General features: G+C 73.7%; 12 protein-coding genes. 5 read left to right on the top strand and 7 right to left on the bottom strand.

Annotated elements, in window-relative coordinates:
- Positions 1–266: 266 nt before the first annotated feature.
- Both IE316_RS03745 and clpS read right to left on the bottom strand, forming a co-directional pair.
- Positions 267–875, bottom strand: coding sequence for a DUF2017 domain-containing protein (locus tag IE316_RS03745; RefSeq protein WP_190202623.1), 609 nt, complete (start codon positions 873–875; stop codon positions 267–269).
- A gap of 13 nt (positions 876–888) precedes the next feature.
- Entirely contained in the window at positions 889–1,206 is a 318-nt protein-coding gene (gene clpS / locus IE316_RS03750; RefSeq protein WP_190202624.1) for an ATP-dependent Clp protease adapter ClpS, read from the bottom strand.
- A gap of 89 nt (positions 1,207–1,295) precedes the next feature.
- Between clpS and IE316_RS03755 the strand changes: the two genes are divergently transcribed.
- Positions 1,296–2,642: a nicotinate phosphoribosyltransferase gene (locus IE316_RS03755; protein WP_190202625.1), complete on the top strand. Its 1,347-nt coding sequence runs from the start codon at positions 1,296–1,298 to the stop codon at positions 2,640–2,642.
- A gap of 139 nt (positions 2,643–2,781) precedes the next feature.
- Positions 2,782–3,369, top strand: coding sequence for a nicotinamidase (locus tag IE316_RS03760; RefSeq protein ID WP_190202626.1), 588 nt, complete (start codon positions 2,782–2,784; stop codon positions 3,367–3,369).
- Between the two features lie 31 nt (positions 3,370–3,400).
- Here the strand turns inward: IE316_RS03760 and IE316_RS03765 are convergent, their stop codons facing one another.
- Positions 3,401–3,736: a hypothetical protein gene (locus IE316_RS03765; protein ID WP_190202627.1), complete on the bottom strand. Its 336-nt coding sequence runs from the start codon at positions 3,734–3,736 to the stop codon at positions 3,401–3,403.
- A 120-nt stretch (positions 3,737–3,856) separates the two neighbouring features.
- Positions 3,857–6,214, bottom strand: a complete 2,358-nt coding sequence (locus tag IE316_RS03770; RefSeq protein ID WP_190202628.1) for an immune inhibitor A domain-containing protein — start codon at positions 6,212–6,214, stop codon at positions 3,857–3,859.
- A gap of 402 nt (positions 6,215–6,616) precedes the next feature.
- Here IE316_RS03770 and IE316_RS03775 point away from each other — a divergent pair, with 402 nt between their 5' ends.
- Positions 6,617–6,901 (top strand): hypothetical protein, encoded by a 285-nt coding sequence (locus IE316_RS03775; protein WP_229910170.1) that lies wholly within the window; start codon positions 6,617–6,619, stop codon positions 6,899–6,901.
- A 16-nt stretch (positions 6,902–6,917) separates the two neighbouring features.
- Here the strand turns inward: IE316_RS03775 and IE316_RS03780 are convergent, their stop codons facing one another.
- A complete protein-coding gene (locus tag IE316_RS03780; protein ID WP_190202630.1) occupies positions 6,918–7,712 on the bottom strand; it encodes an RDD family protein in 795 nt (264 codons plus the stop codon).
- An 89-nt stretch (positions 7,713–7,801) separates the two neighbouring features.
- Positions 7,802–9,250, bottom strand: coding sequence for an RDD family protein (locus IE316_RS03785; protein WP_190202631.1), 1,449 nt, complete (start codon positions 9,248–9,250; stop codon positions 7,802–7,804).
- Between the two features lie 204 nt (positions 9,251–9,454).
- Between IE316_RS03785 and IE316_RS03790 the strand changes: the two genes are divergently transcribed.
- Positions 9,455–9,868, top strand: coding sequence for an SsgA family sporulation/cell division regulator (locus IE316_RS03790; RefSeq protein ID WP_190202632.1), 414 nt, complete (start codon positions 9,455–9,457; stop codon positions 9,866–9,868).
- Positions 9,869–9,901: 33 nt separating this feature from the next.
- On the opposite strand, the gene IE316_RS03795 is transcribed toward IE316_RS03790, so the two are convergent.
- Entirely contained in the window at positions 9,902–11,308 is a 1,407-nt protein-coding gene (locus tag IE316_RS03795; RefSeq protein ID WP_190202633.1) for an FAD-binding oxidoreductase, read from the bottom strand.
- A gap of 93 nt (positions 11,309–11,401) precedes the next feature.
- On the opposite strand from IE316_RS03795, the gene IE316_RS03800 reads away from it, so the two are divergent.
- Positions 11,402–12,814 (top strand): tetratricopeptide repeat protein, encoded by a 1,413-nt coding sequence (locus IE316_RS03800; protein WP_190202634.1) that lies wholly within the window; start codon positions 11,402–11,404, stop codon positions 12,812–12,814.
- The last annotated feature ends 9 nt before the right edge of the window (positions 12,815–12,823 follow it).

Raw genomic sequence — 12,823 nt, forward strand, 5'->3', positions numbered from 1 at the left:
CCTCGGATCGGGTCTCGATCCCCCCGGATGATGGAGCGGTGCCTGGCCGGCGGTCCGCCGGCTCGGTGGCGCACCCGGCCGAACATTCGGGTGGTGTTCGCCGGGCGGTCGAGAAGATTTACCACGACCGCCCGGTTCATCACAGGTGGCCGATGTGGCCCACACCACAGACAAAAGGAACAAAAGGCGTCAGAAATAGGCAGAACGGTGCGTCGCTTTGACGCGATCGTTATCTGGACGCGCGACTCCGCTGAGCGGGAGGGCCGCTACGGCATGAGAGTCGAGACCAGCGTCTCCTGGAGCCCGCCCAGCCAGAGGTACGCCATCACCATCGGCTTGCGCGGGTCCTCGTCGGGGAGCCGGTAGAGCAGGTCGGTGTCGTCCTCGTCGGCGATGTCCAGCCGGGAGCCGATCGCCAGGCGCAGGTCGTTGAGCGCGCCCAGCCACTGCCGGGACTCCTCGGCCGACAGCTTCAGCACCGCCCCGCCGTCCTCGGCGGCCCGGGACGCCAGCGCGTCCAGGGAGCGGACCACCGCCAGCGCGTTCTCCCGCTTGCCGGCCCGCAGGTCGTTCTCGGTGTAGCGGCGGAACTCCGCGGAGTACGCCCGCTGCTCCTCCGCCTCCCTGGCCTGCGGGGTGCCCTCGGGGTCGATGTAGGCGTCCGGGAACAGCCGCTTGAGGACCGGGTCGGAGGGCGGCTCGCTGGGCCCCTCGGCGAAGAGCTCGGCGAGCGGGTCGTCCGGCGCGTCCTCGGCGGGACCGGGGCCGATCAGCTCCAGGAGCTGCACGGCCAGCGACCGGATGATGGAGATCTCGACGTCGTCGAGGGCGACGGCCGCGCCGCCGCCGGGGAGCGGTTCGAAGTGTCCTGGCATGGAGGCGTTTCAGCTACTTCCGGTCCTGCTGGAGGGTGGCCCACAGACCGTAGCCGTGCATGGCCTGCACGTCGCGTTCCATCTCCTCGCGGCTGCCGCTGGAGACGACCGCACGGCCCTTGTGGTGGACGTCGAGCATGAGCTTGGTGGCCTTGTCCTTGGAGTAGCCGAAGTACGTCTGGAAGACGTACGTCACATAGCTCATGAGGTTGACCGGGTCGTTGTGGACGATGGTGACCCAGGGGACGTCCGGCTCGGGCACGGCGAAGGTCTCCTCCGCCGACTCGGTGCGTTCGATCTCTACGGGAGCGGGTGACGTCACATCACCCATGCTGCCACCGCAGGGGGGCAGTCGCACAAACGGGCCTGCCCGCGGCCCTAAATCGTCAGTTTGACGAAATGGGAGTACGATCACTGACCATGAACACAGCGGACCTTGGGCTGCCGGTGGATGTTCCCTCGACGGCGCTCTTCACGGACCAGTACGAGCTGACGATGCTGCGGGCCGCCCTGACCGGGGGCACGGCCCGGCGGCGGAGCGTGTTCGAGGTCTTCACCCGGCGGTTGCCGAACGGGCGGCGGTACGGAGTGGTGGCCGGCACCGGGCGGGTGCTCGACGCGGTGGAGAACTTCCGCTTCGACGCGGACGTCCTCGCCTTCCTGCGCGACCGCGGCATCGTCGACGAGGAGACCCTCGCCTGGCTCGCCGACTACCGCTTCAGCGGCGACATCTGGGGCTACCCCGAGGGCGAGGTGTACTTCCCGGGCTCGCCGATCATGCGGGTGGAGGGCAGCTTCGCCGAGTGCGTGCTGCTGGAGACCGTGATCCTGTCCATCCTCAATCACGACTCGGCGATCGCCGCGGCGGCCTCCCGGATGGCGTCGGCGGCCGGGGACCGCCCGCTGATCGAGATGGGCGCCCGCCGCACCCACGAGCTGGCCGCGGTGGCCGCCGCCCGCGCCGCCTACGTCGGCGGCTTCGCCACCACCTCCGACCTGGCCGCGGGCTTCCGCTACGGCATCCCCACCGTCGGCACCTCCGCGCACGCCTTCACCCTGCTGCACGACACCGAGCGCGACGCCTTCCGCGCCCAGGTCGAGTCCCTGGGCCGGGACACCACCCTGCTGGTGGACACGTACGACGTCGCCGAGGCGGTGCGCACCGCCGTGGAGGTGGCCGGGCCCGGCCTCGGGGCGGTCCGGATCGACTCCGGCGACCTGCTGCTGGTCGCCCACCGGGTGCGGCAGCAACTGGACGAGCTGGGCGCCACCGACACGAAGATCGTCGTCACCTCGGACCTGGACGAGTACGCCATCGCCTCGCTGCGGGCCGCCCCGGTGGACGCCTACGGGGTCGGCACCCAGTTGGTGACCGGCTCCGGGCACCCCACCGCGTCCATGGTCTACAAGCTGGTCGCCCGGGCCGCGTCCGACGACCCCGGGGCGCCGCTGGTGCCGGTCGCCAAGAAGTCCAGCGGCGGCAAGACCTCGGTCGGCGGGCGCAAGTGGGCCGCGCGCCGCCTGGACGCGTACGGCGTCGCCGAGGCCGAGGTGGTCGGCACCGGGCCGGTGCCGGACGCGCTGGCCGACCGGCAGCTCCTGGTCGAGCTGGTCAAGGGCGGCGAGGTGGTCGCCCGCGAGCCGCTGGACGCCGCCCGGGACCGGCACGCCGCCGCCCGCGCGGGCCTGCCGCTGTCCGCGACCCAGCTCTCCCGGGGGGAACCCGTCCTTCCGACGGAGTACGTGCACGAGGGCTCGGGTAGCTAAAGCTGGTGCGCAGCGATCCGGCCCCCCGGGGCCCCTCCCCCACCGGCCCCGCGACCCCTAGGCTCGGATTTTCACCGGCCGGGCCCATACCCTCCGCTCCGCGAGAACTCCCCGACCCCATAGTCGAAGGACACCGACCATGCGCCGCGCCTTGATCGTCGTAGACGTGCAGAACGACTTCTGCGAGGGCGGGAGCCTCGCGGTCGCGGGGGGTGCCGACGTGGCCGCCGCCATCACGGAGCTGATCGGGCAGGCGCCCGCCGGCTACCGGCACGTGGTGGCCACCCGGGACCACCACATCGCGCCCGGCGGCCACTTCGCCGACAACCCCGACTACGTCCGCTCCTGGCCCGCGCACTGCGTCGCCGGCACCGAGGGCGTGGGCTTCCACCCGAACTTCGCGCCCGCCGTCGCCTCCGGGGCGATCGACGCCGTCTTCAGCAAGGGGGCGTACTCGGCCGCGTACAGCGGGTTCGAGGGCGCCGACGAGAACGGCACCCGGCTCGCCGACTGGCTGCGCGCCCGCCAGGTCGACGAGGTCGACGTGGTCGGCATCGCCACCGACCACTGTGTGCGGGCCACCGCGCTGGACGCCGTACGGGAGGGGTTCCGTACCCAGGTGCTGCTGGACCTGACCGCCGGGGTGAGCCCGGAGACCACCGAGCGGGCGCTGGAGGAGCTGCGGTCGGCGGGTGTGGAGCTGTCCGGCAAGCCCGTGGTGCAGTAGCGCCGCACGGGCCCCGGTGCGGTGGCGCCGCTCAGGGCTGGGGCGCGGGCCGTCCGAGCAGCGTGCGGATCGGGTGCCACAGCTCCTGGACCAGGTCGGCGGCGCCGGCCGCCGGGGCGGTGCGCCATATCAGGCCGTCCGGGTGGTGCAGCACCGCCGTGATCTCGTCGGGGCTCGGCGGGGCGGCGTTGCCCCGCAGGTAGACGGCGCCCAGCCCGAGGTTGCGCAGCCTGGTCAGGGCGCGCGCCCGGTTGCGGGCGTGGACGAGGACACGGACCGCGCCCGGTCCGTCACCGGCCGGGCTGGGCAGGTTGAGCGCCACCACCACGGTGCCGTGCGGCAGCTTGCAGAAACCTCCTGCGGCCATGCGGTCGTACCCCCGTGTCCACGAGTGTCAATAAGAGAACCACAGGACGCACCTAAACACGGATCGGCGGCGGCCCGCCAGGGGGTCGCCGCCGATCATGCGCTGAGCTGCGGAAACGTCTTACCGCTGGGTCGCGGGGCCGACCTCAAGCTCGATGGTCGAGCCGTCCGCGGCCTCCTTGGTGATCTCGATCTTGGTGTTGGTGTCAGTGACCCGGACGCCGCCGGTCGGGTTCGCCGGGTCGTAGTAGTCGCTGGTGCGGTCGTTGAAGACCGGCACGCCCTTGGCGGACGGGATCCGGACCGGGACGTCGGCCTTGTGCAGGGTCATGCCGTCGGTGCGGTACCGGCTGAACGGCGAGTCGTAGGACTGGAAGCGGTTGCGCATCAGGGTGCCGTCGGACCACTTCAGCGCGGCCGGGTGCGAGTCGACGGGCAGGACCAGGCCGGTGCCGGGGTGCTGGCTGGTGTTGTTGTCCTGCTGGGAGGTGTCCCACTTCCAGATCAGCAGACCGTTCTGGTACGCGTAGTGCTCCACCCAGTCCGGCCGGGTGGTGGAGAAGCCGAAGTTGTACGGGCCGGTCTTCAGCGTCTTGTCGTACGACACGTACTGCCGGTTCTCGGCGATGTAGTACTGCGCGTAGTCCTTGGTGAAGGACGCGCCGACCCGGGAGAAGCCGTCGGCCGTCCAGGCGGCGTCGGCGCTCTCGGCGTCGTCGGCGAAGACGGTCGCGCCGTCGGCGGTCACCGTGATCTCGTCGGCCGTGAAGCCCTTCTGGGCCACGCCGCCGTCGGTCTGGTAGCGGAAGCGCAGGTCGATCTTCTTGCCCGCGTAGGCGTCCAGCGGGTACGCCAGCTCGCCGTAGGCGTCGGCGGTGCCGGTGAGGGCGGGCTTGTCGCTGCCGTCACGGGCGATCGGCTGCCCGTCGAAGGTGCCGTCCAGGGCGGTCCAGGTGGCGCCGCCGTCGGTGGACGCCTCGGCGTAGAGGTAGTCGTAGTTGGCCTCGATGTCGTACCAGCCGTCCAGGGTGAGGGCGGCCGACGACTTGCCGGTCAGGTCGACGGAACGGGTCAGGGTGTTCTTCAGGTCGTCGCCGCTGCCGCTCCACCACTGGGTCGCGCCCTGGGCCGGGGTGACGATCTCGGTGGTGACCGCCTTCTTCGGCAACTGGACGACCAGGCCCTGCTTGTGCTTGGTGTTGTACTCGGCCACGCCCAGCTTGTGCCAGGAGTCCACGCCCGCCTTGGCGGTGTCGTAGTTCAGCCAGCCGAGCTGGAGCTTGTCCCAGGCGTTCATGTCGCCGGGCAGGTCGCCTATCTCGTTCCGGCCGGTGCCCAGCCAGGAACCGGAGGACATCAGCGTCCAGAAGCCGGTGGAGTTGTCGCCGCCCGCGGTGTCGTAGTGGTCGGGCAGGCCCAGGTCGTGGCCGTACTCGTGGGCGTAGACGCCGAGTCCGCCGTTCTCCGGCTGGATGGTGTAGTCGCCGACCCAGATGCCGGTGGAGCCGATCTGGGTGCCGCCGAGCCGGTTACCGGACGGGCCGGTGGCGCCGGCGTCGCTGCCGAAGGCGTACCAGCGGTGGGCCCAGATGGCGTCCTCGCCCTCGGCGCCGCCGCCCGCGGACTCGTCCTCGCCGGCGTGCACGATCTGGAAGTGGTCGATGTAGCCGTCGGCCTCGTTGAAGTCGCCGTCGCCGTCGAAGTCGTAGCGGTCCCACTGGTCGAACTCGGCGACGTCCGCCTTGATGTCGGCGTCGGTGCGGCCGGCCGCCTTCTGCTCGGCGACCCAGGCGTCCAGGCCGTCGCGGACCACGTTCCAGACGCTGGAGCAGGTGCTGGAGCCGCAGGCGTTGTTGCCGTAACGGGCCTCGTTGTAGGGGACCTTGACCCAGTCGGAGACCTCGCCGTCGACGGAGTAGCGGCCCGAGGACTGCTTCTCGTAGTACTTCTTGACGGACTCGGTGTCCTCACCGGTACCGAAGTACAGGTCCTCGTAGTGCTTCCGGTTGTAGTCCGCCTGCCAAGCCGTGGAGTTGTCCTTGCGGCGGTCCGGCGCGGCGATGCTGTTGTGCAGGGGGCCGGGGGTGCCGCCGTAGCGGCTGTCGGTCTTGTCGCCGAACTCCACCAGGATGGTGAAGATCTTGTCGGTCTTCTCGCGGCCGAGTTCGACGTACTTGCCGTCGCCCTTCTTGCCCTTGAGCTGGACCACCTTCGAACCGTCGCGGTCCTTGACCGTGGCCTTGCCGGATATGACCTGGTTGAGCGCCTCTTCGCGCTGGGCGTCCTGGGTCTGGCTCAACGGGCCGTCCAGGTCGTGGGCGTGGTTGTCCTTCGCCGCGCCGGGGTCGTGGCGGTCCACGGCTCCCGGGCGGGCCGGTGCGTCGGCCTGCGCCGCGGTGGCGGTGGCGAGCGTGGCGGTGGCCGTGGCGAGCGCGACGACGGTGGCCGCCGCTCTGAACGTCCAGGGTCTGCTGGTCACTTGAGATCCTCCCCCGCGTCCGCGTACGCGGAAGGGGGGCCGGATGCTCTGCTGGTCCGCGAACGCGTGATCAACGCGTGTAGTCAAGTGACGACATTTGACTAGAGGATCGCGGGAAAAGACAGACCTTGACTTGAACAGATCAAGTGCACTATGCGTAAGCCAATGTTCGCTTTACGGACACCTGGCCTCGGCCGGGCGGGCGCGTGCCACCGTCCGTTTTCTGGACGCCATGACTCCGTGCGCCCCCCGTGCACCAGCACTGTTGGTCAGGTCACGCTTACTGTTCGTTCCCCTCGGGCATGCAGCGGACTAGAGTCGTACGGCAGAACGCCCGGAAGTCGGCGGCACGCCAGGCCGACCGCCCGTCTCACCCCCGAGATCCCCCCTTCCGAGGACACGATGGCCATGCCCCGTCCGACCGTCGCACAGTTCGCCTACGGTTCCTGCACCGTGATCCTCTCCACCGTCGCCATGCTGGCGCTCTCCCAGGCCGGTTCGGCCGTGGGGATCGCCGTCATCGCGGTCGCCGCGCTCGCCCTCGGGCTGCTCGTCGCGGTGACCGTCCCGGCCGCCAGGACCCGCACGGTCGCCGTCCGCCGCCCGTCGGCGGTCCCGGCCGAGCGACCGGTACCGGTCTCCAGCGGCACGGCCGCCGGCGAATCGGTACGGCAGCGCGCCGCCTGAGGAGCGACGAAGGCGGTCACCCGGTGCTGACCACCACCGTCCTGGCCGCCTTGTCGTGCAGTCCCTGCTTGTAGGGACGGTCGAAGAAGCTCCAGCCCCCGCAGATGATCGTCCACACGCAGGCGCAGCAGAAGGCGAACGGCAGCCAGAGCACCGCCGCGCGCAGCAGCGCGGTCTGGGTGGCGGGCGTCGCGCCGTTGCCGAGGTCGGCGACGCGCAGGCCGAGCCACTTCTTGCCGAGCGTCCGGCCGGTCCGGCTGATCATGAAGGTGTCGTAGGCGATGTAGAGCACGGCGGCGATCAGAGACTGCCAGAAGGACTTGCCGACGTTGACCGCACCGCCGTCGACGTCGTACTCCGCGACGTCGAAGCCCCAGCTCAGCAGCCATACGACGATGCCGACCAGGATCATGTCGATGATCCGCGCGAGGGTGCGCCGGCCGCTGTCGGCGAGCGGGGGCATGCCGGCGAGGGGGTCGGCGGGGGCGCCGCCGTAGGGGTCGCCGCCTCCGCCGTAGGGGTCGCCGCCTCCGCCGTAGGGTCCGCCGCCGTACGGGCCGCCGCCTCCGCCGTTGTGGGGGCCGCCTCCGTACGGGCCGCCGCCTCCGCCGTTGTAGGGGCCGCCGCCTCCGCCGGGCGGGGGCGGGGAGCCGTACGGCGGGGGCTGGCCGCCCGCGCTCGGGGGCGGGGTGCCGTACGGGGAGCCGGTGCCGCCGCCCGTGCCCGGACCGGTCCCTGGCGGGGGCTGCTTCCTGAACGGGTCGTCTTCCGGCGGCTGCTGACCGGAGCCGGGGGGCGGTTCGCTGCTCATGGCCCGAGTCGACCGCGAACGCCACGGTCACGCATCCGGCGAGCGGCCGTCCGGGCGACGGTTTCCGGTACGCCGACCGGCGTACCCGGTCAGCCCGCGACGAACGTATGCGCGGCCTTGTCGTGCCAGCACTGGTGCCACGGGCGGTCGAACAGGCACCAGGCGACGCCCACGATCCCGACGGCCAGCAGGCCGGGGACGCTGTAGACCAGCCAGCGGCGCAGGGCGGCGCCGAAGGAGGGGGTCTCGTGCGCCTCGATGTCCCGGACCTCCAGGCCCAGCAGCTTCTTGCCCAGGGTGCGGCCCCACTTGGCGGTGGGCAGCGCGTCGTAGACCACGCCGGCGAGCAGCAGGACGGCCAGGACGATGCCCAGGTAGGCGCCGGTCGTGCCGTCCAGCAGCCAGACGGTGACGGTCTCGCCGGAGAGCTTCGCCGCGTCGATCTTCGCGTGGACGTGGTCGGCGGCCTTCGCGCCGAGCGGTACGGCGGCCGCGGCGGTGACGGCGCCCAGCACGAGGGTGTCCAGCAGCTTGGCGACGAGGCGCTTGCCGAGCCCGGCGGGCCGCGCGGACGCCTGCCGGCGGGCGGCGGCCTGGAACACGTCCTCGACGGGCGGCTTCCACGGGGCGACCGGCCGCTCCTCCCCGGCGGCCCCGGCCAGCCGGTGCACCTGCTGCGCCCAGGACGACTGCCCGCCACCGGGGCCGGTGGTCAGGGGCGCGGCGAGGGCGGGGGCGGCGGGGGCGGGGTGCGGGACCGCGGGCGGGGCGGGCAGCGGCTGGGGGGCCGCCGCCTGCGGGGGCGTGGTCTGCGCGGGGGCGGTCTGCGCGGGCGCGGTCTGCGCGGGGGCGCTGCCGGGGGCCTGCTGCGGGCCGGAGGGGGCGGGGAGGGCCTCGGGCCGCACGGCGGCGGCGGCCTTTCCGGGGCCGGGGCCGGTGGGAGCGGCGGGAGCGGAGGGAGCGGCGGGAACTGCGGGGGCGGCGGGAGCGGAGGGAGCGGAGGGAACTGCGGGGGCGGCGGGAGCGGAGGGTGCGGAGGGGCCGGCGAGCCCGGCCGTGTGCGGCGGTACCGCCCGGATGGTGAGGGTCCCCTCGTCGGCGGGCCCCCCGGCCCCGGCCGCCGCGTCGGGCGCGGACCGCTCCCCCGTCACCGGGCGCCGGAAGACGAACGTACCGGGGTCCGCCTCGCCGGGCGGGTCGTGCGGCACCCTCGGGTCGCTCCCCTTCGCGGCCGGCCAGGCGGGCTGCCCGCCGGCGCCCCAGGCCGTGCCGGGCGCGGGACGGCCGCCGTGCGGTTCTCCGGCCGGGGCGGCCTGAGCCACCGGGTCCTCGTCGAAGAAGTGCGGGCCGGTCTCCTCCACGGACGCGTCCGCGCCGGGCGGCGGGGCGAGCCGCTCGCCGGCCGCCGGGGCCGGACGGCTGGTGCCCGGTACCCAGGCGGCACCGTTCCAGTACCGGACATATCCAGGGATGGACGGGTCCGGGTAATACCCTTCGCGGGGCCGGTCGTCGCCGGGGGCCGGGGTTGGGGCGCTCATGTCCGTCGTCCCGTATCTGCTCGGTGGGGTAGGGGGGCCTCCACATCTATCAGACGGGCGCGGTCCGCACCGCCGGTCCGGCCGTACCCACTCCTTTCCGGGCAACGCCCGTACGAAAAAAAGCCCGCGGACCCGCGTAACGCCCCGGGCCCCGGCCGCTCTCCCTCCTGACCGACCGAACGATCACGAGAGAGGCACCTGCGCATGCACCCCACCGTCGTAGAGCGGGAGCTGGAGATGCGGCTGATCCTGGCGCCCGGCCGCACCGCCGCCGTGGCGGCCCTGCTGAGCTACCGCACCGACGATCCGTACGCCGTCCACGTCACGTTCCACATCGACACCGACCGGCCCGTGCACTGGATGTTCGCCCGGGAGCTGCTGGTGGAGGGCGTGTTCCGGCCGAGCGGCGACGGTGACGTACGGGTGTGGCCGTCCCGGTCCGACGGGCGCGGTGTGGTGCTGATGGCGCTGAGCAGCCCCGACGGGGAGGCGCTGCTGGAGGCGCCGACGCCGCCGGTGTCGGCCTGGCTGGAGCGGACCCTGCGCGCCTGTCCCCCGGGCAGTGAGGGCGGGCGGCTCGGTCTGGACGACGCCCTGGCCGATCTGCTGGCCCGGTAGGGGCGCGGGGTGCGGGGGTGCGGGGGTGCGGGGTCAGAACAGCTTGCCGGGGTTGAGGATGTCCAGCGGGTCGAAGGCCCGTTTGACGGCGCGCTGCATCTCCAGCCCCACCGGGCCCAGTTCACGGGCCAGCCACTCCTTCTTCAGCACGCCGACGCCGTGTTCGCCGGTGATGGTGCCGCCGAGTTCCAGGCCGAGGGCCATGATCTCGTCGAAGGAGGCGCGGGCCCGCCGTGCCTCGTCGGGGTCGGCGGCGTCGAAGCAGACCGTCGGGTGGGTGTTGCCGTCGCCGGCGTGCGCGCAGACGCCGATGGTCAGGCCGTACTTGGCGGCGATCCGCTCGACGCCGCCGAGCATGTCGCCGAGCCGGGAGCGGGGCACGCACACGTCGTCGATCATCGTGGTGCCCTTGACGGCCTCCAGGGCGGTGAGCGACAGCCGGCGGGCCTGGAGGAGCAGCTCGGACTCGGCGGCGTCCTCGGCGGGGACGACCTGGGTGGCGCCGGCCGCCTCGCACAGGGCGCCGACGGCGGCGAGGTCGGCGGCCGGGTCGGGGGTGTCGAAGGCCGCGAGGAGCAGGGCCTCGGTGGACTCGGGCAGCCCCATCCGGGCGAGGTCGTTGACCGCCTTGACGGTCGTACGGTCCATCAGTTCGAGGAGGGACGGGACGTGCCCGCCGGCCATGATCCGGCAGACCGCGTCGCAGGCGGCGCCCGCCGAGGGGAACTCGGCGGCCAGCACCAACTGCTCGGGCGGCTTGGGCCGCAGCGCCAGCACCGCCCGGACGACGATGCCGAGGGAGCCCTCGGAGCCGACGAAGAGCCGGGTGAGGTCGTACCCGGCGACGCCCTTGGCGGTGCGGCGGCCGGTGGACATCAGGCGGCCGTCGGCGAGGACGACGTCGAGGCCGAGGACGTACTCGGCGGTGACGCCGTACTTGACGCAGCACAGGCCGCCGGAGGCGGTGCCGATGTTGCCGCCGATGGTGCACATCTCCCAACTGGAGGGGTCCGGCGGGTAGGACAGGCCGTGTTCGGCGACCGCGCGGGACAGGTCGGCGTTGATGACGCCGGGTTCGACGACGGCGATCCGGTTCACCGGGTCGATCTCCAGGATGCGGTCCATCCGGACCAGGGAGAGCACCACGCAGCCCTCGGTGGCGTTGGCGCCGCCGGACAGGCCGGTGCGGGCGCCCTGCGGGACGACGGGGACGCGCAGCTCGGTGGCGGTGCGCAGGACGTGCTGGACCTCCTCGACCGTGCGCGGCAGGACGACGACGGCGGGGGTGCCGGCCGGGCAGAAGCTCGCCATGTCGGTGGCGTAGGAGACGGTGACGTCGGGGTCGGTGAGCACCGCGTCGGCGGGCAGCCCGGCCAGCAGCCGGTCGAGCAGGTTGCCGGTCGTCTCGTCACGAGGCGCTTCGATACGGCTCATGATCACAGGGTGGCACCGGGGGGCCATCGGTGTGAACCCCGTCGGCACCGGCTGTCGCCTGCCCGGGTGGCCCCGTCCGCCGTGCGCACAGTGAGCGGTATGGAGATCCGACTGCGGCGGCGTCCGGTCCGCCTCACCAAGCGCCTGCCGGTGGCGGTGGCCGCCGGGGTCGCGGTGCTCGCCGGGGTGCTGCTGACGCTGCCCCCGGAGCGCGGCCGGGCGCCCGCTCCCGCGCCCGGTCCGGCGGCCGGGGCCCAGGCCCAGGCCCAGGGCCGGGGCGCGCCGGCCGCGGGGGTCCCGGCGGCGCTGCCCGCGCTGACGGCGCTGATCGGCGAGCACGAGGCCCGGCTGCGGGCCCGTCCGCGCAACGGGCGGGCGTGGGCGGTGCTCGGGGCCGCCTACGTGGAGCGGGGCCGGCGCACCGGCACCGGCGGCGACTTCCCGCGGGCCGAGCGGGCGCTGCGCACCGCCCTGCGCCTGGACCCCTCCCCCGCCACGCTGGAGGGGCTCGCGGCGCTGGCGGTGGCGCGGCGGGACTTCCGCGCGGCCGAGCGGTGGGCCGAGGCCGCGCGGAAGCGGGCGCCGGGGCGGTGGACGGCCCAGGCGCTGCTGATCGACGCCCGCACCGGGCTCGGTGACGCCGACGGCGTGGGGCGGGCCCTGGAGCGGATGACGAAGCTGGAGTCGTCCCCGGCGGTGGACGCGCGGGTGGCGGCGGTCTACCGGGACCAGGGCCGGCGGGAGGACGCGGCGGCCCGGATCTCGGACGCCGCGGCGGCGGCCGGGGCACCGGCCGAGCGGGCGGCGTACCTGGAGCAGGCCGGGCGGCTGGCCTTCGAGCGCGGCGACCGGGAGGGGGCGCTGCTCTTCTTCCAGGAGGCGCTGCGCACCGACCCCGACCAGCGGGACGCACAGGCCGGGCAGGGGCGGGCGCTGGCGGCGCTGGGCCGGACCACGCAGGCGCTGGGCGCCTACCGGGCGGCGCTGGCCCGGCAGCCCCGGGCGGAGTACGCGCTGGAGCTGGGCGAGCTGTACGAGTCGCTGGGGCTGGGGCAGGCCGCGCGAGTGACGTACGACCTGGTGCGGGAGCGGGTGCGGGCGGCCGCCGCGGACGGGGTGGACGAGGGGCTGCTGCTGGGGCGGTTCGAGGCCGACCACGGGGACCCCGGGGCGGCGGTGCGCGCACTGCGCGCCGAGTGGCGCGGCCGGCCCTCGACCGCCGCCGCCGACGCGCTGGGCTGGGCGCTGCACCGCGCCGGGCGCACCCGGCAGGCGCTGCGGTACGCGACCCGTGCCACCGACGCGGACCTCGGGGGCGGGGTGCGCAGCGCCCCGTACGCCTATCATCGGGGGATGATCGAGCGGGCGCTGGGGCGGTACGGGCCGGCCCGGCGGCATCTGGCGGAGGCGCTGCGGATCAACCCGTACTTCTCGCCGCTGCACGCGCCGCGGGCGCGCGGGGCGCTGGCGGCGCTGGGCGAGCCCCCGCCGGGGGACCCGCCCGTGAGCTGAACGCCCCGG

This window comes from Streptomyces fumanus, assembly GCF_014655295.1.
GTDB lineage: Bacteria > Actinomycetota > Actinomycetes > Streptomycetales > Streptomycetaceae > Streptomyces > Streptomyces fumanus.